Source organism: Bradyrhizobium sp. 149 (assembly GCF_023073915.1).
GTDB lineage: Bacteria > Pseudomonadota > Alphaproteobacteria > Rhizobiales > Xanthobacteraceae > Bradyrhizobium.
In genome coordinates this window covers 196,948-221,889 of the sequence record NZ_JADPKK010000012.1, presented here as the reverse complement: position 1 = coordinate 221,889, position 24,942 = coordinate 196,948, and the positions used below count along the sequence as shown (strand labels likewise).

General features: G+C 63.5%; 28 protein-coding genes and 1 tRNA gene. 13 read left to right on the top strand and 16 right to left on the bottom strand.

Translation table 11 applies throughout. The annotated features are described in order from the left end of the window. Window positions 1-33: 33 nt before the first annotated feature. From trpA to aroA, 9 genes are all read right to left on the bottom strand, one after another. Entirely contained in the window at window positions 34-870 is an 837-nt protein-coding gene (gene trpA, locus IVA88_RS05135; protein ID WP_247496189.1) for a tryptophan synthase subunit alpha, read from the bottom strand. Further along, window positions 867-2,084: a tryptophan synthase subunit beta gene (gene trpB / locus IVA88_RS05130; RefSeq protein WP_247496188.1), complete on the bottom strand. Its 1,218-nt coding sequence runs from the start codon at window positions 2,082-2,084 to the stop codon at window positions 867-869. Before trpB ends, trpA begins: the two co-directional genes overlap by 4 nt. After that, window positions 2,081-2,752, bottom strand: a complete 672-nt coding sequence (locus IVA88_RS05125) for a phosphoribosylanthranilate isomerase (RefSeq protein WP_247496187.1) — start codon at window positions 2,750-2,752, stop codon at window positions 2,081-2,083. The genes trpB and IVA88_RS05125 overlap by 4 nt, the downstream gene beginning before the upstream one ends. An 81-nt stretch (window positions 2,753-2,833) precedes the next feature. Further along, complete coding sequence (locus IVA88_RS05120) at window positions 2,834-3,226, bottom strand: lipopolysaccharide assembly protein LapA domain-containing protein (RefSeq protein WP_247496186.1); 393 nt, start codon at window positions 3,224-3,226, stop codon at window positions 2,834-2,836. Window positions 3,227-3,296: 70 nt separating this feature from the next. Further along, window positions 3,297-3,602 carry an integration host factor subunit beta gene (locus IVA88_RS05115; RefSeq protein ID WP_007598410.1) on the bottom strand — a complete coding sequence of 102 codons (306 nt, stop codon included), beginning with the start codon at window positions 3,600-3,602 and terminating at the stop codon, window positions 3,297-3,299. A 172-nt stretch (window positions 3,603-3,774) separates the two neighbouring features. Next, complete coding sequence (sppA, locus tag IVA88_RS05110; RefSeq protein ID WP_247496185.1) at window positions 3,775-4,755, bottom strand: signal peptide peptidase SppA; 981 nt, start codon at window positions 4,753-4,755, stop codon at window positions 3,775-3,777. 197 nt (window positions 4,756-4,952) lie between these two features. Further along, on the bottom strand, window positions 4,953-6,659 hold the full coding sequence (gene rpsA / locus IVA88_RS05105; RefSeq protein WP_247496184.1) for a 30S ribosomal protein S1: 1,707 nt from the start codon (window positions 6,657-6,659) through the stop codon (window positions 4,953-4,955). A 265-nt stretch (window positions 6,660-6,924) separates the two neighbouring features. Next, window positions 6,925-7,563: a (d)CMP kinase gene (gene cmk, locus IVA88_RS05100; RefSeq protein ID WP_247331477.1), complete on the bottom strand. Its 639-nt coding sequence runs from the start codon at window positions 7,561-7,563 to the stop codon at window positions 6,925-6,927. Continuing rightward, the gene (gene aroA, locus IVA88_RS05095; RefSeq protein ID WP_247496183.1) at window positions 7,560-8,897 is read right to left on the bottom strand and encodes a 3-phosphoshikimate 1-carboxyvinyltransferase; all 1,338 of its coding nucleotides are present in this window, start codon (window positions 8,895-8,897) and stop codon (window positions 7,560-7,562) included. The genes cmk and aroA overlap by 4 nt, the downstream gene beginning before the upstream one ends. Window positions 8,898-9,069: 172 nt before the next feature. Here aroA and IVA88_RS05090 point away from each other — a divergent pair, with 172 nt between their 5' ends. The 3 genes from IVA88_RS05090 to IVA88_RS05080 all read left to right on the top strand — a co-directional run bounded on the left by IVA88_RS05090 (window position 9,070) and on the right by IVA88_RS05080 (window position 10,000). Continuing rightward, window positions 9,070-9,480 (top strand): TIGR02300 family protein, encoded by a 411-nt coding sequence (locus tag IVA88_RS05090; RefSeq protein ID WP_007598417.1) that lies wholly within the window; start codon window positions 9,070-9,072, stop codon window positions 9,478-9,480. A gap of 66 nt (window positions 9,481-9,546) precedes the next feature. After that, a tRNA-Ala gene (locus IVA88_RS05085) sits at window positions 9,547-9,622 on the top strand. 135 nt (window positions 9,623-9,757) lie between these two features. After that, window positions 9,758-10,000: a GIY-YIG nuclease family protein gene (locus tag IVA88_RS05080; RefSeq protein ID WP_247496182.1), complete on the top strand. Its 243-nt coding sequence runs from the start codon at window positions 9,758-9,760 to the stop codon at window positions 9,998-10,000. Window positions 10,001-10,014: 14 nt separating this feature from the next. Here IVA88_RS05080 and IVA88_RS05075 read toward each other — a convergent pair whose 3' ends face one another. Next, window positions 10,015-10,476, bottom strand: a complete 462-nt coding sequence (locus IVA88_RS05075; protein WP_247496181.1) for a MarR family transcriptional regulator — start codon at window positions 10,474-10,476, stop codon at window positions 10,015-10,017. A 152-nt stretch (window positions 10,477-10,628) separates the two neighbouring features. On the opposite strand from IVA88_RS05075, the gene IVA88_RS05070 reads away from it, so the two are divergent. The 10 genes from IVA88_RS05070 (at window position 10,629) to IVA88_RS05025 (ending at window position 18,924) form a co-directional block, all read left to right on the top strand. Further along, complete coding sequence (locus IVA88_RS05070) at window positions 10,629-11,054, top strand: organic hydroperoxide resistance protein (protein WP_247496180.1); 426 nt, start codon at window positions 10,629-10,631, stop codon at window positions 11,052-11,054. A 190-nt stretch (window positions 11,055-11,244) separates the two neighbouring features. Beyond that, complete coding sequence (locus tag IVA88_RS05065) at window positions 11,245-12,462, top strand: CaiB/BaiF CoA-transferase family protein (RefSeq protein WP_247496179.1); 1,218 nt, start codon at window positions 11,245-11,247, stop codon at window positions 12,460-12,462. A gap of 220 nt (window positions 12,463-12,682) precedes the next feature. After that, a complete protein-coding gene (gene ugpB, locus IVA88_RS05060) occupies window positions 12,683-13,999 on the top strand; it encodes a sn-glycerol-3-phosphate ABC transporter substrate-binding protein UgpB (RefSeq protein WP_247496178.1) in 1,317 nt (438 codons plus the stop codon). Between the two features lie 47 nt (window positions 14,000-14,046). Further along, a complete protein-coding gene (ugpA, locus tag IVA88_RS05055) occupies window positions 14,047-14,928 on the top strand; it encodes a sn-glycerol-3-phosphate ABC transporter permease UgpA (protein WP_247496177.1) in 882 nt (293 codons plus the stop codon). Beyond that, a complete protein-coding gene (ugpE, locus tag IVA88_RS05050; RefSeq protein WP_247496176.1) occupies window positions 14,928-15,776 on the top strand; it encodes a sn-glycerol-3-phosphate ABC transporter permease UgpE in 849 nt (282 codons plus the stop codon). Before ugpA ends, ugpE begins: the two co-directional genes overlap by 1 nt. Before the next feature lie 62 nt (window positions 15,777-15,838). Then, window positions 15,839-16,927: a sn-glycerol-3-phosphate import ATP-binding protein UgpC gene (locus IVA88_RS05045; protein ID WP_247496175.1), complete on the top strand. Its 1,089-nt coding sequence runs from the start codon at window positions 15,839-15,841 to the stop codon at window positions 16,925-16,927. Window positions 16,928-17,266: 339 nt separating this feature from the next. Next, window positions 17,267-17,692: an Hsp20 family protein gene (locus IVA88_RS05040; protein ID WP_045004840.1), complete on the top strand. Its 426-nt coding sequence runs from the start codon at window positions 17,267-17,269 to the stop codon at window positions 17,690-17,692. Window positions 17,693-17,742: 50 nt separating this feature from the next. Next, a complete protein-coding gene (locus tag IVA88_RS05035) occupies window positions 17,743-18,015 on the top strand; it encodes a DUF1150 domain-containing protein (RefSeq protein ID WP_007598581.1) in 273 nt (90 codons plus the stop codon). Window positions 18,016-18,139: 124 nt separating this feature from the next. After that, window positions 18,140-18,433: a type II toxin-antitoxin system Phd/YefM family antitoxin gene (locus IVA88_RS05030; protein WP_247496174.1), complete on the top strand. Its 294-nt coding sequence runs from the start codon at window positions 18,140-18,142 to the stop codon at window positions 18,431-18,433. Further along, entirely contained in the window at window positions 18,430-18,924 is a 495-nt protein-coding gene (locus IVA88_RS05025) for a type II toxin-antitoxin system VapC family toxin (protein ID WP_247496173.1), read from the top strand. The genes IVA88_RS05030 and IVA88_RS05025 overlap by 4 nt, the downstream gene beginning before the upstream one ends. A gap of 14 nt (window positions 18,925-18,938) precedes the next feature. Here the strand turns inward: IVA88_RS05025 and ptsN are convergent, their stop codons facing one another. The 6 genes from ptsN to lptC all read right to left on the bottom strand — a co-directional run bounded on the left by ptsN (window position 18,939) and on the right by lptC (window position 24,835). Further along, window positions 18,939-19,400, bottom strand: coding sequence for a PTS IIA-like nitrogen regulatory protein PtsN (gene ptsN / locus IVA88_RS05020; protein ID WP_027514736.1), 462 nt, complete (start codon window positions 19,398-19,400; stop codon window positions 18,939-18,941). A 239-nt stretch (window positions 19,401-19,639) separates the two neighbouring features. After that, window positions 19,640-20,269, bottom strand: coding sequence for a ribosome-associated translation inhibitor RaiA (gene raiA / locus IVA88_RS05015; RefSeq protein ID WP_247496172.1), 630 nt, complete (start codon window positions 20,267-20,269; stop codon window positions 19,640-19,642). A gap of 80 nt (window positions 20,270-20,349) precedes the next feature. Continuing rightward, complete coding sequence (gene rpoN / locus IVA88_RS05010; protein ID WP_247496171.1) at window positions 20,350-21,963, bottom strand: RNA polymerase factor sigma-54; 1,614 nt, start codon at window positions 21,961-21,963, stop codon at window positions 20,350-20,352. Between the two features lie 90 nt (window positions 21,964-22,053). After that, window positions 22,054-23,055: an LPS export ABC transporter ATP-binding protein gene (gene lptB, locus IVA88_RS05005; protein WP_247496170.1), complete on the bottom strand. Its 1,002-nt coding sequence runs from the start codon at window positions 23,053-23,055 to the stop codon at window positions 22,054-22,056. Between the two features lie 341 nt (window positions 23,056-23,396). Next, window positions 23,397-24,101 carry an LptA/OstA family protein gene (locus IVA88_RS05000; RefSeq protein ID WP_247496169.1) on the bottom strand — a complete coding sequence of 235 codons (705 nt, stop codon included), beginning with the start codon at window positions 24,099-24,101 and terminating at the stop codon, window positions 23,397-23,399. A 5-nt stretch (window positions 24,102-24,106) separates the two neighbouring features. Then, entirely contained in the window at window positions 24,107-24,835 is a 729-nt protein-coding gene (gene lptC / locus IVA88_RS04995; RefSeq protein WP_247496168.1) for an LPS export ABC transporter periplasmic protein LptC, read from the bottom strand. Between the last annotated feature and the right edge of the window lie 107 nt (window positions 24,836-24,942).

Genomic DNA, 24,942 nt, shown 5'->3' with positions numbered 1-24,942 from the left:
CTTGCTCATCGGACTTGGCAGCGGAATTAAGGCTTATTCCGCCGCCTGTTGCGCGCCTTTGACGCCCTGGGCCAGAGCCGCCGTCAGCTCGGCGACTGCGTTAACGGTTTTGCCGGTGGCGTGCCCGTCCGCATCGAGGCTGTTCTTGAGGGCATCGACCAGCGCGGTGCCGACCACGGCGCCATTGGCATGCGACGCGATGGAGCGGGCGGTCTCCGGTGTACGGATGCCAAAGCCGACGCAGACCGGCAGCTTTGTGTGCCGCTTGATGCGGGCAACCGCCTCGCCGACGGCCGTGGAGTCCGCGGCCGCAGCGCCGGTGATGCCGGTGATAGAGACGTAGTAGACGAAGCCCGACGTGTTGGCGAGCACGGCCGGCAGCCGCTTGTCGTCGGTGGTCGGCGTTGCAAGCCGGATGAAGTTGAGGCCGGCCTTCATCGCGGGCAGGCAGAGCTCGTCGTCCTCTTCCGGCGGCAAATCGACGATGATGAGGCCGTCGATGCCGGCACTCTTCGCATCGACCAGGAATTTGTCGACGCCATAGATGTAGATCGGGTTGTAATAGCCCATCAGCACGATCGGCGTCGTGTTGTCGTCCTTGCGGAAGCCGCGCACGAGATCGAGCGTCTTCTTCAGCGTCATGCCGGCCTTGAGCGCGCGCAGGCCTGCCGCCTGGATCGACGGACCGTCGGCCATCGGATCGGTGAAGGGCATGCCTATCTCGATCACGTCGGCGCCAGATTTCGGCAGCGCCTTGATGATCTCGAGCGAGGTCGCCGGATCGGGATCGCCGGCCATCAGGAAGGTGACGAAGGCCGAGCGACCGGCTTTCTTCAGCTCGGCGAAACGGGTGTCGATACGCGTGGTCACTTGCTCTTGCCCCTCAGGATGTCGCCGACCTGCGGGACGTCCTTGTCGCCGCGGCCGGAGAGGTTGACGACCATCAGGTGATCTTTTGTCCGCTTCGGCGCGAGCTCCATCACCTTGGCGATGGCATGTGCCGGCTCGAGCGCGGGGATGATGCCTTCGAGCTTCGACAGCAGCTGGAACGCTGCGAGCGCCTCGTCGTCGGTCGCGGAGAGATAGTTCACGCGGCCAATCTCGTGCAGCCATGAGTGCTCGGGACCGATGCCAGGATAGTCGAGGCCCGCAGAGATCGAATGCGCGTCCTGGATCTGGCCGTCCGCGTCCATCAAGAGATAGGTACGGTTGCCGTGCAGCACGCCGGGACGGCCGCCCGCGATCGAGGCCGCATGCAGTTGCGTCAGCCCGTGGCCCGCAGCTTCGACGCCGAAGATCTCGACCGTGGAATCGTCGAGGAACGGATGAAACAGGCCCATCGCGTTGGAGCCGCCGCCGATGCAGGCGACGAGCGAATCCGGCAGGCGGCCTTCGACCTCCTGCATCTGCGCCTTGGTCTCGTTGCCGATGATCGCCTGGAAGTCGCGCACCAGCGTCGGATAAGGATGCGGCCCCGCGACGGTGCCGATGCAGTAGAAGGTGTCGTGCACGTTGGTGACCCAGTCGCGCAGCGCCTCGTTCATGGCGTCCTTCAGCGTGCGCGTGCCCGATTGCACCGGGACCACCTTTGCGCCCAGCATCTCCATGCGGATGACGTTGGGCTGCTGCCGCTCGACGTCGACGGCGCCCATATAAACCACGCAGTCGAGACCGAAGCGCGCGCACAGCGTCGCGGTGGCCACACCGTGCTGACCGGCGCCGGTCTCGGCAATGATGCGCTTCTTGCCCATGCGCCGCGCCAGCATGATCTGGCCGAGCACGTTGTTCACCTTGTGCGAGCCGGTATGATTGAGCTCTTCGCGCTTGAGATAGATTTTTGCGCCGCCGAGATGCTCGGTCAGACGCTCGGCGAAATAGAGCGGCGAGGGCCGGCCGACATAATTCTTGAGATAACCGTTCATCTCGGCCTGAAACGCCGGATCGGCCTTGGCCTCGGTGTAGGCTTTCTCCAGATCGAGGATCAGCGGCATCAGGGTTTCGGCCACGAAGCGTCCGCCGAAAATGCCGAAATGGCCGCGCTCGTCGGGGCCGCTGCGATAGGAATTGGGTTTTACGACATTCATCGGACGCTCAACTCTTGATTTGCATCTTGGCTTGCGCGCGCGGCGCGAATGAAGGCCTTGATCATCTCGGGGTCCTTCACGCCCGGGGCGTTCTCGACACCGGAGGAGACGTCGACACCACCGGCGCGGGTCACGCGAACGGCTTCGGCGACGTTCCCTGCATGCAGTCCGCCCGAAACCATATACGGCAGCGCAAGCTCAAGGTTTTCGAGCAGGTGCCAATCGAACGGTGCACCCAGGCCGCCGGGCCGGGTCGCGTCTTTCGGCGCGCGCGCGTCGAACAGGACGCGATCGGCGACAGCGGCGTAACCAGCCAGCACAGCGAGATCGGCTGACGTTGCGACCGGCACGACCTTCATCACCGGCCGACCGAACCGCTGCCTGATGTCGCGCAGCCGCGCCACGCTCTCCGTGCCATGAAGCTGGAAAATGTCCGGCGACAGCGCGTCCATGATGTTGTCGAGCGTGGCATCGTCGGCATCGACGGTGAGCGCGACCTTGAGCGCGCGCCGCTTCACCTGCCCGCCGAGTTTCCGGCCGACTTCCAGCGACAAATGCCGCGGCGACGGCGGGAAGAACACGAACCCAACCATGTCGGCACCCGCCTCGAGCGCAGTTTCGAGCGTCTCGGGCGTGGACAGGCCGCAGATTTTGACGAGCAGGGACATGTTCTCGAGGGATGTGGGCTCAAAGCAAATGGAGACCGCGGGTCCGCGGCCGGAAAACGGGCTTTTCGGTTGCGGCCGCTTCTACAACGTCGCGCGCTGCTTGTCTCGCCCGACGGGCCCGTAAAGGCCGACCCCGGAGGGAACGGGAAGGCGCTGGGACTCGGGCTTTGCTGCGGCCGCCTGGGCCCGCAGATCGGCCAGTTCGCGCCGCGCGGCCCGGGCATCCGCGTCATGCCGGCGCGCCGCACGCCGCCAGTGCCGCTGACCGAACCAGACGGCGCAACCGCCCACGAGGACCCCGAGCGCAGCCACCACGATCAGGAGCAGGAACAGCGGCAGCGTGACCGAGAATGACGGGTCGTTGGAAACGAAGGGATCGAACGAGACCGTGACGAAATGCCGGTTGGCGACGGCGAAGACCATCAGGATCAGGCCCAGCGGAATCACGATCAGCGCGGTCAGGAACTTTCGCATCTCGGCTCGCTCGCCTTGAATCAAGCTTGCGGCCGCATCGCTGCGACCGCGGAAAACCCTGAGGTCGGCCTCAGTCTGGCGCGCCTGGATCCGGGTGGTCGCGATTCAGCCGCTCGCGCATTTCCTTGCCGGTCTTGAAGAACGGAACGCTCTTCTGGTCGACGGGCACATGGGCGCCGGTGCGCGGATTGCGCCCTGCGCGCGCAGGGCGATGCTTGACCGAGAAGGCACCGAAGCCGCGCAACTCGACGCGATCACCGCGCGCGAGAGCCGCTACGATCTCTTCGAGAATCGCATTCACAATGTTCTCGACATCCCGCTGGTACAGATGCGGGTTGTGCTCGGCGATACGCTGAACAAGTTCGGATTTGATCATCGAGAGATAGGACCCGGGAGCGTGCGGATGACCATTTCCGTGAAAATACCTTGATCTGTCAAGACGCTAAATGAAGGTCGAGCGTCGTGAAAATGCGTGACAAATGCCGAAAAAGCGGGCTGGCCCCGCACGCGTCGAACGGGAAAAACCTCTGGGGCTCGCCCGGTTCCGGTCAGTTCGACGCCGCCGGCTGCCACAACGCCAGCATTCCATCCATTCCGAGCCGATCAACCGCCTGCACCACGCCGGTTTGGCCGATTTGATGCGCAATCGAGCCCAAACCCAGCGCTTCCAGCGTGACGGCGGCCGCCGTCTTGAGGAACGGCAGATCGCTGAAGCGCGGCTCGAGCTTGTAATCGCGCACGGAGAGTCCCTTCTTGACGCCCTTCTGCTCGACCAGCCAGGTCACGGCGGTTTTCTCGTCGCCGATCTGGTCGATCAGCTTGAGATCGATCGCCTGGCGTCCGGTGAAGACACGGCCATCAACCACTTTCTCAAGCTGCGTGTCATCCATGCCACGCCTTTCCTTCACCAGTCCCTTGAACCAGGCGTAGGAATCCTTCACCAGCGCATCGAGCGCGGCCCGCGCCTCGGGGCTGGTCGGCTCAAAACCGTTGGGCGCGGCCTTCAGCGGCGTGGACTTCACCTCCTCGACCTTGACGCCGACGGTCCTCAGCAGCTCCGTGACGTTCGGAAACTGGAACAGCACGCCGATCGAGCCAACCAGCGAGCTCTGCTGGGCGATGATGTGGTCGCTGGCGATCGCGGTGATGTAGCCGCCGGAGGCGGCGAGGCCTTCGACCACGACGACGAGCGGCTTCTTTGCTTTCAGCCGGACAAGCGAATCATAGAGCTGCTCGGAGCCGGCAGTGGTGCCGCCCGGCGAGTTGACGTGGACGATGACGGCGGCAGCCTGCGAACTCTCCAGTCGCTCCAGCGCCTGCGTGCGATCGGAATCGCTGCGGATCAGGCCGTCGATATGGACCCGCGCGATCGAGCCGGCAGCCGCGAAAGTGCCGCGCGCACCCGGTGTCGCGACCAGCGCGAAGCCTGCGATCGCCGCGATCGCGATCAGCGCGGCCAGCACGCGCCAGAATGTCAGCTTGCGGCGGATCCTGCGGCGATCGACGATGATGTCCGAATCGAGCGACATCGGAATATCTCCAAATGAAAGACAAGGCGCGTTGTGCCGTCACAGCGTGACCATCGGCTTATCTGGATACATCAATTGCGGCGCAATTTGAAGAAAACAAGGCCTGGCTCGGCGGAGGCCGCGTAGCCGGCCGACATATGCAACAAAAAAGCCCCGGCTTCCGCCGGGGCTTTGATGCAGCGAAACGTACGTTTCGCTTACTTGGTGTCGCGATTCTTGAGCGCGGTGCCGAGGATGTCGCCGAGCGTCGCTCCCGAATCGGAGGAGCCGTATTGCGCGATGGCTTCCTTCTCTTCGGCGACTTCGAGCGCCTTGATCGACACCTGGACCTTGCGGGCCTTCTTGTCGAACTGGATCACGCGGGCATCGACCTTCTCGCCGACGGCGAAGCGTTCGGCGCGCTGATCGTTGCGGTCACGGGCGAGCTCCGAGCGCTTCACGAAGGTGGTGAAGTCGGTCCCGGTGATCTTCACCTCGATGCCGCTCTCCTTCACTTCGAGCACTTCGCAGGTCACGACCGCGCCCTTCTTGACATCGCCCGGCTCGGCGAATGGGTCGCCTTCGAGCTGCTTGATGCCGAGCGAGATGCGCTCCTTCTCGACGTCCACATCGAGCACCACGGCCTTCACCATGTCGCCCTTCTTGTAGTTGTCGATCACCTGCTCGCCCGGAAGCTTCCAGTCGAGGTCGGAGAGATGGACCATGCCGTCGACGTCGCCCTCAAGGCCCAGGAACAGACCGAACTCGGTCTTGTTCTTGACCTCGCCCTCGACCGTCGAACCGGTCGGATGACCTTCGACGAAGACCTCCCACGGGTTGCGCATGGTCTGCTTGAGGCCGAGCGAGATGCGGCGCTTGACGGAATCGACTTCCAGCACCTGCACTTCGACTTCCTGCGAGGTCGAAACGATCTTGCCGGGGTGCATGTTCTTCTTGGTCCACGACATCTCGGAGACGTGGATCAGGCCTTCGATGCCCGGCTCGAGCTCGACGAACGCGCCATAGTCGGTGATGTTGGTGACGCGACCGGTGAAGCGGGCACCCAGCGGGTACTTGGCTTCGATGCCCTGCCACGGATCGTCCAGCAGCTGCTTCATGCCCAGCGAGATGCGGTGCGTCTCGTGGTTGATCTTGATGATCTTGACCTTCACGGTCTGGCCGATCGAGAGCACCTCCGTCGGATGGTTGACGCGGCGCCACGCGATATCGGTGACGTGCAGCAGACCGTCGATGCCGCCGAGATCAACGAACGCACCGTAATCGGTGATGTTCTTGACCACGCCGTCGATGACCTGACCCTCTTCGAGGTTCTGCACCAGCTCCTGACGCTGCTCGGCGCGGGTCTCTTCGAGAACCGTGCGGCGCGAGACGACGATGTTGCCGCGGCGACGGTCCATCTTGAGGATCTGGAACGGCTGCGAGTTGTTCATCAGCGGCGCAACGTCGCGGATCGGACGGATATCGACCTGCGAGCGCGGCAGGAAGGCCACGGCGCCGTCGAGGTCGACGGTGAAGCCGCCCTTGACCTGGTTGAAGATGACGCCGTTGACCTTCTCGTTGTTCTGGAACGCCTTCTCGAGCTTGCCCCAGCTCTCCTCGCGGCGCGCCTTGTCGCGCGACAGCACGGCTTCGCCCAGCGCGTTCTCGATCCGATCGAGGAACACTTCCACCTCGTCGCCGACCTTGAGCTCGCTGTCACGGCCGGGGCCGGAAAATTCGCGCAGGGCAACGCGGCCCTCGGTCTTCAGGCCGACGTCGATGACGGCCATGTCCTTTTCGATTGCAACAACTTTGCCCTTGATGACGGAGCTTTCCTGCAGGTTGCCACCTGCGAAGGACTCGTCGAGCATCGCGGCGAAATCGTCGCGCGACGGGCTATAGGTATCAGCAGAAGTCGAAGCCATTTGTTCTCCAGTTGCGGATGTCGTGCCGGCCGTTGGGTTCATGGGCGCATCGCACGCGCAGTGTCGGAAGGTCCGCAGAACCTTCGAGCGACCGCTCGTTGCTCCGACCTTAAGGCGGAACAGCGGAAGCGGGCCGGCTGAGGCCCGCGCGTTCGATACGTGGAAATCTTTGTCCGGAGCCTGGATCGCGCCGGCCCCGAACAGGGACCGAGGGTATCGACCTCAAAGAGCGGGAGCGGGCGCTTCCTCCAATGACGGCTGCGGCTTAACCCCGCGACCGGCCCGCTCGGACGGCCTCGATAATGTCGATGGCGGCCCGGACGCCGCCTTCTATATCCAGTTGGGAGTTATCTAGCAAGTAAGCATCGGGGGCGGGTTTGAGGGGCGCGATCGGCCGGTTTTTGTCGCGTTCGTCGCGCTGGATGATGTCGGCGAGCACAGCCGCCTCGTCGGCCTCCTCGCCCCGCGCCTTGGCCTCCATGGTCCGGCGGCGGGCGCGGACCCTGGGATCGGCGACGACGAATATCTTCACGTCGGCATGGGGGCAGATCACGGTTCCAATATCCCGGCCATCGAGCACCGCGCCAGGCGGATCGGCGGCGAATTGCCGCTGAAAATTGACCAGGGCCTCCCGGACTCTGGGGATCGCCGAGACGATGGAGGCACCCTCGCCGGCCTTCTGGGTCTTCAGGGCGGGATTGCCGAACTTTTCGGGGTCGAGTTCCAGCGCCGCAGCGACCGCCGCCGCCTCGTCCCGGAGATCATGACCGGACTGCATCAGGGAATAGGCCACCGCGCGATAGATCACGCCGGTATCGAGATGACGGTAGCCGTAATGGTGGGCAAGACGCTTGCCGAGCGTGCCCTTGCCCGACGCCGCGGGCCCGTCGATGGCGATGATCATGAAAAGTCGGCCCCAAGCGAACGCATCATCGGGATGAAATCCGGAAAGCTGGTGGCGATGAAGGCGGTGTCGTCGACTGTCACGGGCTGATCGGAGGCGCAGCCCATCACCAGCGCGGACATCGCGATGCGGTGGTCCATGTGGGTGGCCACAGTGCCACCGCCAGGGACGTGGCCGCGGCCCTCAACGATTAGGTCGTCGCCGGAGACCTCGACCTTGACGCCGTTGACGCGGAGCATGGCGGCGGTGGCTTCCAGGCGGTCGGATTCCTTGACGCGCAGCTCTTGCAGGCCACGCATGATGGTCGTGCCCTCGGCGAAGGCGGCCGCCACTGCCAGCACCAGATATTCGTCGATCATCGACGGTGCGCGGTCCGGCGGCACTGCGACGCCGCGCAGTTTCGAGGCGCGTACGCGCAGCTTCGCCATCGGCTCGCCGGCGTCGCCCCGAACCTCGCTCTCCTCGATCGAGGCACCCATTTCGCGCAGCGTGGTGAAAAGACCGGTCCGCAGCGGATTGGTCATGACGTCGGACAGGACGATGTCGGAGCCTTCGACGATCAGCGCGGCAACGATGGGGAACGCCGCCGATGAGGGATCGGCGGGTACGACGACATTGGCGCCATGCAGCTCAGGCTGCCCCACCAGCGTGATCCGGCGGCCGTGCTGACCCTCCCGCGTCGAGGTGATCTCGGCGCCAAAATGCTTGAGCATCAACTCGGTGTGGTCGCGACTGGCCTCGGTCTCGATGACGGTTGTGGTTCCCGGCGCGGCGAGCCCCGCGAGCAGCACGGCGGACTTGATTTGGGCGGAAGCGACCGGCGTCTGGTAGATGATCGGCAGCGGATCGCGCGCACCCTGCACGGTCAGCGGCAGACGGCCGCCTTCGCCGCCGGAGAGGACCTTCGCGCCCATCTTTTCCAGGGGATCCAGGATCCGGCGCATGGGCCGGCTGCGCAGCGAGGCATCGCCGTCGAAAATCGCCGAGATCGGGCAGCCGGCGACAGCGCCCATGACGAGCCGGCAGCCGGTCCCGGAGTTGCCGAAATCCAGCGGCGCTTTGGGCTGGGCGAAGCCCGCGACACCCCCACCGTTCACCTTCCAGGCGAACTCTCCGGTGCGCTCGACCCTGGCGCCAAGCGCCTGCATGGATTTGGCGGTGTTGAGGACGTCCTCGCCCTCCAGGAGGCCCGAAATCCGCGTCTCTCCGACTGCGAGCGCGCCGAGGATCAGGGCGCGATGGGAGATCGACTTATCCCCGGGCACCCGTACTTTCCCGGTCAGGGGACCGCTGGCGCGCGACCGGAGCGGCGTCGGCTTGTCGGAATCGGTCAAGTTTGTGTCCTTGGATAGGCCCGAAGCATCCCTGCGGGACTCGCGGGGCAGGTACCACATGGTCTCCCCGCCGTCACGGGCATGTCGTTCTCCCGTAATGCGCTATTGACAGCGGGCCGCCAACTAGCCAAGTGAAGCACCGCTTTTCAGACATTCCCAGGATTCCTCTGCCGTGGCCAAGTCCGAACTCGGAACTAAACGTATTTGCCCGACCACGGGCAAAAAGTTCTATGACCTCAACAAGAATCCGGTGATCTCGCCCTATACCGGAGAAGTCGTGCCGATCGCGCCGATTGCACCGGCTCGCGCACCGCGTGGCGCCGAAGCCCGCCACGCAGCGGCTGCCGCCGACGCCACGCCGGAGCCGGCGGAGGTCGAGGAGGTCTCGCTTGAGGAGGCCGATGCCGAGGAGAACACCGGCAAGGTCAAGGCCGTCGTGCCCGAATCCGAGGACGACATCGAAGTCGATGAGACCATCGAGGACGATGACGACGATGATTCCACCTTTATCGCCGACGACGAAGAGGGCGATGAGGACGTCACCGACATCATTGGTGATGTCGGCGGCGACGAAGAGACTTGAGATAATTCCAGAACTGTGGTTCTGGGTCTTTCCCGACGCGTCGCCCAAGGCGCGTCGGACGGTTAAGGGGCCATAGCTCAGCTGGGAGAGCGCTTGCATGGCATGCAAGAGGTCGGCGGTTCGATCCCGCCTGGCTCCACCACGCTTCGCCCTTCGGGCTACGCGTGGCGCAGCCGCGCACAGCCCGAAGGGTGAAGCGTGGTGTCCGGCGAAGCCCGAAGGGCGAAGACGGACTGGTGAGGTTCCCACGCAGCGGTTGCTCAGGCGATAATCGTCAATGTGGTACGTCTACATCCTGCGCAGCATCGAATTTCCCGAGCAGGAATACGTTGGGGCCACTGAAAATCTCAAGCGGCGGATTCCAGAGCACAACGCGGGCAAATCCAGCCACACCGCCAAATTCAAGCCTTGGAAACTGATCTGGTACTGCGCCTTCCCTGACAAGTACAAAGCGCTGGCTTTTGAGGCATACTTGAAGTCTCACTCCGGCCGGGCCTTCGCAAAGAAACGGCTGTCCTAAGCGCGTAAAGCCCCCTACTCCCCGATCACCGCGTTCAACCTATCGCGCAACCCGACAATTTCGTCTTTCATCGCGACCAGTTCCGAGACCGAGCAGTCCGATGCCGCCAGGATCGATTGCGGCACGGCGCGCGCCTTGTCCTTCAAGGCGTGGCCCTGCGGGGTCAGCGCGATCAGCACCTGACGCTCGTCCTCGCTCGAACGCGTGCGCTTGACGAGGTGAGCGGCTTCGAGCCGTTTGAGCAGCGGCGTCAATGTGCCCGAATCCAGGAACAGCTTCTCGCCGATGTCCTTGACCGGCACGTCGTCGCGCTCCCACAGCACCAGCATCACCAGATATTGCGGATAGGTCAGGCCGAGCCGGTCCAGCAGCGGCTTGTAGACGCGGTTGAAGGCGTGCGCGGCCGAATAGACCGCGAAGCAGATCTGGTTGTCGAGGCGCAGCGGGGCGTCCGCTGCCGAATGTTTCCGGGGCATGGAGAATCTCACAGGACCTGCTCCATTCTGGGGCCGGCCGGCGGCACATTCAATTGCGAACAATTAAATGTGAGGCGCTATAATTTCAATTGCGCACAATCTAATTGTTTGCCATAAAGATCGCGCCCCACCGAAAACTCAGGGAGACGAAAATGTCAGTGAACGTCCTCTACAAGACCAGCGCAAAAGCCACCGGCGGCCGCGACGGCCATGCTGCGACCCTCGACGGCGCGTTCGACGTCAAGCTCACCACGCCGAAGGAGCTCGGCGGCGGAGGCGGCGCCGGCAACAATCCCGAGCAGCTGTTTGCGGCGGGCTATGCCGCCTGCTTCATCGGCGCGATGAAGTTCGTATCCTCGCAGGGCGGGCCGAAGGTTCCGGCTGACGCCTCCGTGACCTCGACCGTCGGCATCGGCCCGCGCTCCGAAGGCGGTTTCGGCCTCGACATCGACCTTGCCGTCTCGCTGCCGGGCCTCGCCCGTGCGGAAGCCGAGGCGCTGGTGGAGAAGGCGCACCAGGTGTGTCCGTATTCCAACGCGACGCGCGGCAATGTCGACGTTCGCCTGACGGTCGTCTGATCATGCGCGGATTGGCCGGCCCGGGATCCCCCTCGGGCCGGCCAATTCTGTTTGATTTGCCAAGCCGTCATTTGCCATGCCGCGGGATTGCGGCTCGCGCTGCATGCGGCCCCCACGCGGCAAGCCATTGCTGGGGCAAAAAAACCTCGCTAGGCCTGTGTTCGAGCGCCGCCACAGGAGAAGCGTAGGCATGACTGAAGCCGCCAGTTCCGGAGCTGCCACGGGCGCAATGAGCGGCCTGCGCGTCATCGATCTCACCCGCGTGCTCGGCGGTCCCTATTGCACCCAGATCCTCGCCGACCACGGCGCCGACGTGATCAAGGTCGAGCCGCCCGCAGGCGACGAGGTCCGCGACTGGGGCCCTCCCTTCCACGAGGATGACGCGGCCTATTTCATCGGCATCAACCGCAACAAGCGCTCGATCGGCCTCGACCTCGCCTCCGAGGGCGGCCGGACCGTGCTGCTCAAGATGCTGGAGAGCGCCGACGTCCTGATCGAGAACTTCAAGCCGGGCACGCTGGAGAAATGGGGCATCGGCAACGAGGTGCTGCGCGAAAAATTCCCGCGGCTTGTGCATTGCCGGATCTGCGGCTTCGGCGCCGACGGCCCGCGCGGCGGCAATCCCGGCTATGACGCCATCATCCAGGCGATGACCGGCATGATAGCTGCGACCGGCTCGCCCGATAGCGGGCCGATGCGGATCGGCGTGCCCCTGGTCGACATCGGCACCGGCCTCTATGCGGCGATCGGCATCCTGATGGCGCTGTCGGAGCGGCAGCGCTCGGGCCAGGGCCAATTCCTGGAGACGACGCTGTACGAGACGGGTCTCGCCATCATGCATCCGCACACCGCGAATTATTTCATGCATGGCAGGCCGCCGTCGCTCACGGGCAACGAGCATCCCAACCTCGTGCCCTATGCGATCTTCCCGACCAAGACCGACAACATCTTCATCGGCGTCGGCAATGACGGCACCTTCCGCAAGCTGGCCAAGGAGATCGGCAAGCCCGAACTCGGCACCGATCCGCGCTTTGCCCGCAACAAGGATCGCATCGCCAATCGCGAGGCGCTGCGGGCCGAGCTCGCCGCGGTGTTCAGCCAGCACGAGGCTGAGCCGCTGTGCAATCGCCTGCTTGCCGCAGGGCTGCCCGCAGGCCCCGTGCAGAAGATCGACCAGGCATTGACCAACCCGCACACGATCGCGCGCGGCGATATTATCGAAAAGGACTGGTACAAGGGCGTCGCGTCCCCGATCCGGCTCGATCGCAGCAAGCCGAGCCTGCGTCGCCTGCCGCCGAAATTCAGCCAGCACGCCGCCGAGGTGCTGGGCGAATTCGGCTACTCCAGGTCCGAGATCGACGCGATGGTCGAGCAAGGCACGGTCTGCGGACCCGAGCGCAAGCGCTAGGTCCCTCGCCTTCTACATCCGACGGCAATGCCGCACTGCGGCGCGGGCGCTCTGTGCACCGCGAACGTTCGACGCTGCGCGCTCGGCATTCGCCTATTTGACGGCTTCCCTTTTCCAGCGCTTGCCGCTTTCGTTTCGGCCGCTTACACAGTCATGTGAACGTCATATGGCGCTGCTAGCGCAAGCGATCATTTTTGACGGCCCAAGGGAGGTTTACTTGATGGCTCTTCGACACTTTGGAGCGGCTGCCGCTATTGCACTCACAGTTGGAATGTCGGCCTCACCGGCCTTGGCCGTGACCGAAATCCAGTGGTGGCACGCGATGACCGGCGCCAACAACGACGTCATCGTCAAGCTCGCCACCGACTTCAACGCGTCGCAGCCTGACTTCAAGGTCGTCCCGACCTACAAGGGCAATTATGCCGACACGATGAACGCGGGCATCGCGGCCTTCCGTGCCAACAACGCGCCCCACATCATGCAGGTGTTCGAAGTCGGCACCGCGACCATGATGGCTGCGACCGGCGCCGTGAAGCCCGTCTACAAGCTGATGGCCGACGCCGGCGAAAAGTTCGATCCCAAGATCTACCTGCCGGCCATCACCGGCTATTACTCGACATCGAAGGGCGAGATGCTGTCCTTCCCCTTCAACTCGTCGTCCACCGTGATGTGGGTCAACCTCGACGAGCTGAAGAAAGCGAATGTCGAGATCCCGAAGACCTGGCCCGAAACGTTCGAGGCCGCCAAGAAGCTGAAGGCTGCCGGTCATGACACCTGCGGCTTCTCCGGCTCCTGGGTCACTTGGGTCAATCTCGAGCAGCTCTCCGCCTGGCACAACGTGCCACTCGCCAGCAAGGCCAACGGCCTCGACGGTTTCGACACGGTGCTGGAGTTCAATGGGCCGCTTCAGGTCAAGCATCTCGAATCCCTGGTCGAGCTTCAGAAGACCAAGGTCTACGACTATGCCGGCCGCACCAACACCGGCGAAGGCCGCTTCACGTCGGGCGAATGTCCGATCTACCTGACCTCGTCGGCCTTCTTCGGCAACGTCAAGGCGCAGGCCAAGTTCAACTTTACCGCGGTGCCGATGCCGTATTATCCGGACGTGAAGGGCGCACCGCAGAACTCGATCATCGGCGGCGCTTCGCTCTGGGTCATGGGCGGCAAATCGGCCGACGAATACAAGGGCGTCGCAAAATTCCTGACCTTCCTCTCGGACACCGATCGCCAGGTCTATATCCACAAGGCTTCGGGCTATCTGCCGATCACCAAGGCGGCCTACGCCAAGGCGAAGGAAGAGGGCTTCTACAAGGATCAGCCCTATCTCGAGACCCCGCTGCTCGAGCTGACCAACAAGGAGCCGACCGAGAATTCGCGCGGTCTGCGCCTCGGCAACATGGTTCAGCTCCGCGATGTCTGGTCGGAAGAGATCGAGCAGGCGCTGGCCGGCAAGAAGACCGCCAAGCAGGCGCTGGATGCCGCCGTCGAGCGCGGCAACACGATGCTGCGGCAGTTCGAAAAGACCGCCGTCAAGTGAGGCAATGAGCGGCAGGCCGCGACCCGGCCTGCCGCTCTGCTGGCATCATGCAAAAGCAAGCGATTTTCCAAACAAAGCTGTTGCCCTACGCGCTGGTTGCGCCGCAGCTCGCGATCGTCCTGATTTTCTTTTACTGGCCGGCCTTGCAGGCGGTGATCCAGTCGTTCCTGCTCCAGGATGCCTTCGGTCTGTCGACGACCTTTGTGTGGTTCGAGAACTATATCGAGCTGTTCAAGGACGCAGCCTATTTCGAGGCAATCCTCCGGACCTTCTTCTTCTCGTTTGCCATTGCGGTCTCGTCGCTATCGCTCGCGCTGCTGCTCGCCGTGATGGCGGACAAGCCGCTGCGCGGCTCGATGCTCTACCGCACGCTCTTGATCTGGCCCTACGCGGTGGCGCCGCCGGTCGTTGGCGTGCTCTGGATTTTCATGCTGCATCCCTCGCTCGGCGTGCTCTCGCGCTATCTGCGCGGAATGGGGATCGACTGGAATCCACTGCTCGACGGCGACCAGGCCGCGGCGCTGATCATCCTCGCCGCAGCGTGGAAGCAGATCTCCTATAATTTCCTGTTCTTCCTCGCCGGTCTGCAGGCCATCCCGAAATCCGTGTTCGAGGCCGCCGCGATCGACGGCGCGCGCCCGATGCGGCGGTTCTGGACCGTGACGTTCCCGCTGCTGTCGCCGACCATCTTCTTCCTGCTGGTGGTCAACATCGTCTATGCCTTCTTCGACACGTTCGGCATCATCGACACCATGACCCGCGGCGGTCCAGGCAAGTCGACGGAGACGCTGGTCTACAAGGTCTATTCCGACGGCCTGCTCGGCGGCAATCTCGGCAGCTCGGCCGCGCAATCGGTGATCCTGATGGTCATGGTCATCGTGCTGACGGGAATCCAGTTCCGCTTCGTCGAACGCAAGGTGACCTACTGATGGTCGAGGAAGAGGGCTTTCGGCGCTACGTCGCTCATTTCATCCTCTGGGTCGGGATCGCCATCGTCGCGTTCCCGGTCTACATCGCGATCGTGGCCTCCACCCAGGACAACGCGCTGATCGCCAACGGGCAGATGTCGCTGCTGCCGGGCGGGCATTTCTTCGAGGTCTACTACCAAACCATCTTCGTCGGCACGAGCGGCTCGACCCGCGAGCCCGTCGGCAACATGATGCTGAACTCGCTGGTGATGGCGCTGCTGATCGCAGTCGGCAAGATCGCAATCTCGATCATCTCGGCCTACGCGATCGTCTATTTCCGCTTTCCGTTCCGGATGCCGATCTTCTGGATCATCTTCGTCACCCTGATGCTGCCCGTCGAGGTGCGCATCTACCCGACCTACAAGATCGTCGCCGATCTGCACATGCTCGACAGCTACGCCGGTCTGTCACTGCCGCTGATTGCCTCGGCCACCGCGACGCTGCTGTTCCGCCAATTCTTCATGACGGTGCCGGACGAGCTGCTGGAGGCCTCGCGCATCGACGGCGCCGGCCCGTTCCGCTTCTTCTGGGACACGCTGCTGCCGCTGTCGCGGACCAACATGGCGGCGCTGTTCGTGATCCTCTTCATTCTCGGCTGGAATCAGTATCTCTGGCCGCTGCTGATCACCACCCGCGACGACATGCAGACCATCCAGGTCGGCATCCGCAAGATGATCACCACCACCGACGCGCTGACCGAATGGCCGATCGTGATGGCCACCGCCGTGCTCGCGATGCTGCCGCCGGTGTTCGTCGTGGTCGTTATGCAGAAACTGTTCGTGCGCGGCCTGGTCGAGACTGAGAAGTAGGTTCTTGGAAGTAGGTTCTTGGAAGTAGGTTCTTGGAAGTAGGTTTTTAGAAGTGAGTTTTCATGGCTAACGTCACCCTCCGCAACGTCCGCAAGACCTATCTCGGCGGCTTCGAGGCCATCAAGGGCGTCAACGTCGATGTCGGCGACGGACAATTCTGCGTGCTGGTCGGTCCCTCCGGCTGCGGCAAGTCGACATTGCTGCGCATGGTCGCAGGGCTCGAAACCATCACCGGGGGCGAGATCGACATCGGTGGCCGAATCGTCAACCAGATCGAGCCCGCTGACCGCGACATCGCGATGGTGTTCCAGAATTACGCGCTCTATCCGCATATGAGCGTCTTCAACAACATGGCCTACGGCCTGCGCAACCGTGGCATGAAGGAGGACGAGGTCAAGACCCGCGTCGACGAAGCCGCACGCGTGCTCGAGCTGACGTCGATGCTGGAGCGCAAGCCGCGCCAGCTCTCCGGCGGCCAGCGCCAGCGCGTCGCCATGGGCCGCGCCATCGTGCGCCAGCCAAAAGTGTTCTTGTTCGACGAGCCGCTGTCCAACCTCGACGCAAAGCTGCGCATCGCGATGCGGGTCGAGATCCGCAAATTGCAGCGCCGGCTCAACACCACGTCGATCTACGTCACCCACGACCAGCTCGAAGCGATGACGCTCGCCGACGTTCTCGTCGTGATGAATGGCGGCCAGGTCGAGCAGGTCGGCAATCCCCTGGCGATCTACGAGAAGCCGGCGACGACGTTCGTCGCCTCCTTCATCGGCGCGCCGCCGATGAATTTGATGTCGACGCGGCCCGAGGAGATCGGCTCTCAGCTCGCTGGCAGCACCGCGGCCGATGCCGGCATCCTCGGTATCCGCCCGGAAGACTTCGTCATCACCGACGAGACGCCCGCCGGCGGCGTCGCATTGCCGCTGACGGTGGAAGCGATCGAGCGCGTCGGGGCCGAAACCTTCATCTACGGCACGCGGAAGCAGGACGAACAGCGCATCGCCGCCAACCCCGGCGAGCTGCCGCCCGGCGAGGTCATCGTCCGCATCCCCGGTTCCGAGGCGCCGCCGATCGGCCAAAAAATCCGCGTCGCAGCGGTGCGCCAAAAGCTGCATCTGTTCAGCGGCGACGGGCGGACACGCATCGAGGCCTGACCAGTTCCGCAGGTCGCGTCGATCAAACCGCGAAAACAACCCCATGCACAGTAGCGGGGTGCCTGTTTTCATTGCGATAATTCGCTCGCAAATTCGTCGTGCCCAGGCTTGTCCGCGCATCCCCTTCTGACCGCCGCAAGGAAGGCCGCGGATCGCCGGGACGCACCCGCCATGACAATCTCTCCGCGATTGAGCTGTGGGTGAGCAGCGTAGGGATGGCCAATCCACAGCCCCCGCTACGTCCTTGAACCCACACGCGGATATGCCCATATTGCTGATCAAGGGGTGCCTTGACGGGCCCTGATGCGCCAAAGTCGCTTCGAGAGGACTTTGTAAACTATGTCTCGTGTTCCCACGCTTTCCAGTCCGTTCCTTCTGGGCTTCGACGAGATCGAGCGCGTGCTCGATCGTGTCGTCAAAGGCGCCGACGGTTACCCTCCCTACAATATCGAGAGGTGCGACCGGTCGGACGGCCAGCCCGAGCGTTTGCGAATCACGCTGGCGGTCGCCGGATTCACCCGCGACCAACTCGATGTAACCATTGAGGAAAACCAGCTCGTCATTCGCGGACGGCAGCAGGACGACAAGACCCGGCAATACATCCATCGCGGCATCGCCGCGCGTCACTTCCAGCGCACCTTCGTGCTGGCGGAGGGGATGCTGGTGCTGGGTGCGGATCTGAAGAACGGATTGCTGGCGATCGATCTTGCCCGGCCGGAACCGGAGAGGATCGTTAAGACAATCGCTATCAATGAGCACGAATAATGGAACGAGTAGCGGACTCGACCGCTTAGTTTCCCAGAGGAGTCGAGACCATGAGTGAAGGTCACGTTGCGTTCGAATACGAAGCCAAGAACGTCTCGCCAGAGACGCTGGCAACCCTCGGCGAAGGCCATATCGCCTATGTGAAGCAGATCCGCTCCGAAGATGTGCCGGGCCTGTTTCCCGAAGCGCCGAAGATCGCGCCGGGCCTCAAGCTCTTCGCGCTCCACGCCGCCGACGGCACGCCGATCATGCTGACCGACAGCCGCGAAGCCGCGATCGCCAACGCCTGGAGCAACGAGCTGCAAGCGGTGAGCGTGCACTGAGCACGCGCACGTCGCACGATTAGAGTTTCAACGGGCACGCCTTCGGACGAAGGCGTGCCCGTTTTGCTTTGGCGGCCGAATTCGGATACTCTAAATTCTGGTTGATCCGACTAGAAAGCACAGCATGACGGCAAAGCGTCCCTCGTCGAAGAAGCGCTCTCAATCCGGGCGATGGAGCCTTCAGGATGCCAAAACTCACCTGAGCCAGATTGTCAGAGAGGCCCAGCGCACCGGACCGCAGCGCGTTACGCTGCACGGGAAAGACGCCGCGGTTATTATCGCGGCAGAGGAATTCGACCGCCTCAAACGTCCCGTGAGTGGCCGTGACATCGTTACGGTCCTTGCCAAATCCCCGTTAGGCGACGTGGAGTTTGAACGCCTGACGATCAAATCCAAAGTTCGGGACGTCGAGCTTTGAGAGGGTGGCTGCTCGATACCAACGTGGTTTCGGAACTACGCAGGCCCAAGCCTAACCTTGGCGTTGCCGATTTTGTCGCCAGCCAAAACGGCGACGATCTCTATGTCACCGAGGTCACGTTCGCCGAAATCGTCTATGGCATCGAACAACTGTCCGATCCCGCCAGACGCGCGGATCTTCAATCGTGGCTGGACAACATGCTTAGACCGCTGTTCGCGGGCCGGCTACTCGCCATCACCGAAGATGTAATCGTGCGGTGGAAAACGATGGTCGTTGAAGGCCGCAAGCGCCGCCACACGTTCGGGCAGCCAGACCTGTTCATAGCGGCCATCGCCGCTTTGCAGGATCTTGCCGTGGTTACACGTGATATCAACGAATTCGTCGAAGCGCGCGTGCCGGTGTTTGATCCATGGACGCACAAGTTCTACCGCAATGGCAACAAGACGCTCGTGCGGCCACCCGTGACGCTCGAAGCAATCTCCAAGCTATAGTGCAAGCGGTCGCTTTACGCCGCGGTCGCCGGCGGCAGGGCCAGTACCGAGTAGATCGCCTGGGCGTCGCGCGAGGCGCGGAGCTTCTTGGCGATGTCCTGGTCGCGCAGGAGGCGGGCGATGCGGGCCAGCGCCTTCAAATGATCGGCGCCGGCGCCTTCGGGGGCGAGCAGCAGGAAGACGAGATCGACCGGCTGACCGTCCATCGACTCGAAATCGATCGGACGATCGAGACGGGCGAACAGGCCGAAGATCTTTTCCAGCTTGGGCAGCTTGCCGTGGGGAATGGCGACGCCGTAGCCGACCGCGGTGGTGCCGAGCTTCTCGCGTTGCAGGAGCACCTCGAACACGGAACGTTCGTTCTGCCCGGTCAGCTCGGCGGCCTTTGCCGCGAGCTCCTGGAGCGCCTGCTTCTTGCTGTTGACCTTCAATGCCGGGAGAATCGCCTCGGGCGCGACCAGATCGGTAATCGGCATAGAAGTCTTCCGAGGTGAATGAAAACGTCAGGTTCCGAATTGGCCAGCCTGGACAGAGAACCTGGGCGGGCCGACGTCAAGAAGATGAAGCAGGAGGCGGACTTAGCTCGTCCCTGATGTGGGGGGCTTCTACTCCAACGCAATCCCGGTGCCAACTCCCGCGTGCAGCTTTGCCCCGGTCATTGTTAAGGCGGCAAGGGGCCAGCCTAGGCTGGTTCCAAGGTGTGCCCAATGGCCTCTCAGGCCTTGCCGCCCGCCTTAGCGTCCGCCTCAGCGTCCGTCTTGGCCCCTGGGGGGTCGATCCAGCCGACATTGCCGTCCGCCCGACGGTAAATGATATTCACCCGGCCCGAGGAGCCGTGCTGAAACACCAGGCAGGGCGCCCCGCTGAGGTCGAGTTCCATGACCGCTTCGCTGACGGACAGCGGCTTCAGCGAGGTGGTTGCTTCGGCGATGATGACGGGACTGTAGCCGGTGACCTCGTCTTCGTCCTCACCCTCGCCCGGCGCCTCCAGCACGTAGCTTGTGGCATCCATGGCGGCCAGCGCCGCGGAGGCGACATGGGCCTTGCGGGCCGAGCGGTCCTTGAGCCGGCTCTTGTAGCGCTTGAGCCGCTTCTCGATCATCACCAGCGCCTGGTCGGCACTGGCATAGGCGTCCGGAGCGTTCGAATCTGCCTCGAGCGTGATCCCAGAATCAAGGTGCAGCGCACAGTCGGTGCGGAAGCCAAAGCCGTCCTTGCTCAGCGTGATGTGACCGGAGTAATTGCCGTCGAAATATTTGCGCAGGACCTCTTCGGTGCGCTCGGCAACGCGGCCGCGCAGGGCCTCGCCGACGCTGACGCTCTTTCCCGAGATACGGAGAGTCATGTGAACCTCACTTGGTTCGTGCCTGGCCTAGATTGGGCCCGATAGCAGATCGAGAGTAGCGCGATTTGGCGCCGGCGCAATCAGGCTGGTTCGGGATTGCGGGAGCGATCGGCCAGGGCGGTGGAGAGGACGTTACCAAGAGCGCTCTGTTTGTCGCGGCGGCGTTGCACCGAGGAAGGAATGCGCATGGCTTCGCGGTACTTCGCGACCGTGCGGCGGGCAATATCAATGCCCGAGCCGCGCAAGCGTTCCACGATGGTGTCGTCTGACAGGATCGCGGACGGCGCCTCGGCATCGATCAGCTGCTTGATGTGATGGCGCACGGCTTCGGCCGAATGCGCCTCGCCGCCATCGGCCGAGGCGATCGAGGCCGTGAAGAAATATTTCAACTCGAACGTGCCGCGATTGGTCGCCATGTATTTGTTGGCGGTGACGCGGGACACCGTGGATTCATGCATCTGGATGGCGTCGGCGACGGCCTTCAGATTCAGCGGCCGCAGGTGCGCCACGCCATGGGTGAAGAAGCCGTCCTGCTGGCGCACGATCTCGGTTGAGACTTTCAGGATGGTGCGGGCGCGCTGGTCCAGCGCGCGCACCAGCCAGGTCGCGTTCTGGAGCGCATCGGTGAAATAGGATTTGTCGCCGTCCTTGCCGATCTTCTTCGACAGTTGCGAATAGTAGGTCTGGTTGACCAGCACGCGCGGCAAGGTGTCGCTGTTGAGCTCGACATGCCAGCCGCCATCGGGACCCGGGCGGACATAGACATCAGGCACTATGGTCTGGAGCCGGGCCGAGCCGAACTTCACGCCGGGCTTGGGATTGAGCCGGCGGATCTCGCCGATCATGTCGGCGATGTCCTCGTCGTCGACGCCGCAGAGCTTGCGCAAGGCTGCGATGTCGCGCTTGGCAAGGAGGTCGAGATGCTCGACCAGGGCCTGCATCGCGGGATCGTAGCGGTCGAGCTCGCGGAGCTGGATCGCCAGGCATTCGCTCAAATTGCGCGCGCAGACGCCGGGCGGATCGAATTTTTGCAGCACGGCAAGAACGTTCTCGACGTCCTTTTGCGATGCGCCGAGCCGCTCGGCGGCCTGGCCGAGATCCGGCGGCAGATAGCCGGCCTCATCGACGAGGTCGATCAGGTACTGGCCGATCATGCGCTGCGCGGCCCCGGTGAAGGCAACCGAGAGCTGCTCGGCGAGATGGTCGCCCAGCGTGGTCTCCGCGGCGACGAAGGCTTCGAGATTGTAGTCCTCGTCACCGGAGGCGCCGCCGCCCCATTCGGTGTAGGTGGTCGGCGCCGCGTCCTGGGCGTTGCGCGCAGCCGCCTCGGCCGGTTCCTCGGAGAAGACGTTGTCCAGCCCGGTATCCAGGGTCTGCTCGATCTCGGCGCGGGTGCCGAGATCCTTGCTCATCCACTCTTCCTGGCCGGGCTCGAAGGCCTCGCCCGGACCGCCGCCCGGCTCGTCGTTGTGACCGCCGTCGCTGTCGTTGAACTGGCCGGTTTCGGCCGGGGCCTCGCCCGCGGGCGGCTCGTCATTGGCCCGTTCCAGCAGGGGGTTCCGCTCGAGCTCCTCTTCCACGAACGTCGTGAGATCGAGATTGGACAATTGCAGCAGCTTGATCGCCTGCATCAATTGCGGCGTCATGACCAGCGACTGCGATTGCCGGAACTCTAATCTCTGCGAAAGCGCCATAAAGCAAGAACCGATCCCAAAAGTTGGTCCGATTTTTGCTTATCCTAGTCCGAGCTCGATGTACACGGCTTGACGAACTGGAAAAACGAGCTAGAGGCGGAATTCCTCGCCAAGGTAAAGGCGGCGCACGTCCGGATCGGCGACGATCTCATCCGGGCTCCCTTCGGTCAGGATTTCACCGGCATAGACGATGTAGGCGCGATCGGTGAGGCCGAGCGTCTCGCGGACATTGTGGTCGGTGATCAGCACGCCGATGCCGCGGTTGGTGAGATGGCGGACGAGGTCCTGGATGTCGCCGACCGCGATCGGATCGATGCCGGCGAAGGGCTCGTCGAGCAGCATGTAATTCGGACGGGTCGCCAGCGCACGCGCGATCTCGACGCGGCGGCGCTCACCGCCGGACAGCGCGATCGACGGCGATTTCCTCAGGCGCGTGATGTTGAATTCGTCGAGCAGCGAGTCGAGCTGCTGCTCGCGCTTCTTGCGCGAGGGCTCGACCACTTCGAGCACGGCGCGGATGTTCTGCTCGACGGTGAGGCCGCGGAAAATCGAGGCCTCCTGCGGCAGATAGCCGATGCCGAGCCGCGCGCGCTGATACATCGGCAGCTTGGTGACGTCGTGGCCGTCGAGCTCGATCGCGCCGCGATCGGCCTTGATCAGGCCGGTGATCATGTAGAACACGGTGGTCTTGCCGGCGCCGTTGGGACCGAGCAGGCCGACCGCCTCACCGCGGCGCACATAGATGCTGACGCCGCGCACGACCTGGCGGCTGCCAAAACTCTTTTCCACGCTATGCACAGCGAGGAAGCCCGGGCGCTTCAAGAGCTGAGGCCCGCCGGAACCGTTAGGTCTGCTGGCAGCCCTCACGGGGTGAACCGCCTGGGCCCGGGGCTGCTCGGCTTGGAACTGATCGGCCTGGAACTGATCGGGTGCATGCATCGGCTGGTTACGGGCGATCGGCGGCGCATCCCGGACCGGGCTGGCCACGAGACCGCCGACGCTGTCACCGAGCGCGGTGATGTCCTGACGCGCAAATCCTGGCCGGCCGCGTTTGGCAGGGCGCCGACGGAACATGCTGAAGAGATCGACCATCCCCGCCTTCTAGCCTTTCGCGACGATTCTGCGCGACGATCCTGCGCGGTATTCGCGCGATCTGCCGCGCCGGCCTCAGGATTCGCCGACGCAGCATGATTGAAGGGATGTCTCATGCCCAGTGAAACACGCCCGAAAAGCGGCGAACCCCGCTTCGAAAGCCCTTCACGCTAGATACAGTCTCGGCGGGCAAGCTTCAACCTCGGATCGGGAGCACTCGACCCAAGCTTTTGAAATCATTCTTCGAATTTACTTTGGCTTGTTTGGGCTTACTTGGCTTACTTGGCTTACTTGGCTTACTTGGCTTACTTGGCTTACTTGGCTTACTTGGCTTACTTGGCTTACTTGGGCTTATTTGCGCCAGGCAATTGCAGAGGCCCTGCACCGGGCTTGGCCGGGCCTCCGGATCCGCAATCATTTCCGCCGCCCTGCGGCAGCAGCGCCTGCACCCGGCCGCTGTCGGATTCCACACGCGACACGCCGGTGGTCATGTCGACCGCCAGCCGATCGCCGCGCAGCACGTTCTTGCACTGCGTCAAGACGACGCCGCCAAGCATGGTGATGAGGTTGGTCCTGGTGTCGAACACGGCGGTCTCGCCCGTCACCACCTGGTCCTTCTGGGTGACGACGACATTGCCGCGCGCCTCCAGCCGCTTGATCGAGGAGCTGCCGCCCGGCCCCGGCGTCGCCGACTGCATCGGCGCGGCTTTTGTCCCCTTCGCAGGCTGCGGCGTAGCGGGCTTGTCGCCGCCCGAATCGTAAAACACCACCAGCGTCTTCGAGGTCATGGTGGTGTCGCCCTGGATGACCTTCACATTGCCGGAGAAGGTCGCCTCCTTCTTCTTGTCGCGCATCTCGAGCGAGGCGGCTTCGATCTGGATCGGCTGATCGCGGTTCTGCGAGAAGCCCTGCATCGCGTTGGGCACGCCTTGCATCGTGCTCTGCGCGATGGCGGCACCCGTTGCGACGAGCACGACAGCGGCAAGCGCGGCCAGATTGAGGATGGCGCTGCGCTCGCCGTCGTTGCGCGGAAAAAACTTCGACATGAAAATCACTTTGAATTGGCAGACTTGTTCTGGGGCGTACGTGTCTTCGCTGGCGCAGCGGGCTCGGCGGGCGCAGGCTGCGCGGCTGCGGGGTCGTCCAGCTTGTCGAGGTGCATCACCACATTGCCTTCGAAGCGGATGACGTCGCCGCCTTCCGTGATCCGCAGCCGATCGGCGGTCAGCGTCCCGTTGGTCAGCTTGACGTCGACATGCTCATCCGAGGAAACCGTGCCCTTGCCCATGTCGACGAAGGCCGAGTTCAGCCGCGCCTCGTAGCCGGTCGAGGTGCGCAGGAAGATGTCCTTGTGCAGGTCGAGCTGCTGCTGCTTGTTGTCGAACCTTCCGGTGTGGGCATCGAGGAACAGGGTCGATTGGTCTTCCATCAGCACTTTCGCGCGCAGATCATGGAGATCGACATGATCGGGGTCGGTGATGTCCTGTGTCGCGGTCTTGGCCCAGAGCTCGTAGGGCCGCTGGTCCGGGGTGAAGCCGGACATATGCGGCGATTCCATCGTGATCTTGGTGCCTGTCACCACGAGGTTTCCGGAGTCGAGCTTCACGGGAATCTGGAAGGGGTTGAAAATGGTCGATATGAGGACGAGCAAGCCCATGGCCGCAGCCACGGTCGTCGGCACCGCGATGCGCAGAATCCGTACCAGGCGGCTGTGGCGCGCCGCGCTGGCGAACTTCGCCGCAAGCGCGGCGTCATAGGTCGGATTATGGGCCGAATTCACCTGGGCTCCTGAGGTGTCGCTCGTCTTGTCCGGTTGACGGGCGCCCCATTGTAGCCGGCAACGCCAAAATATGCAGCCAGTGACAGGCCGTTGCGAAAGTGTCTGAA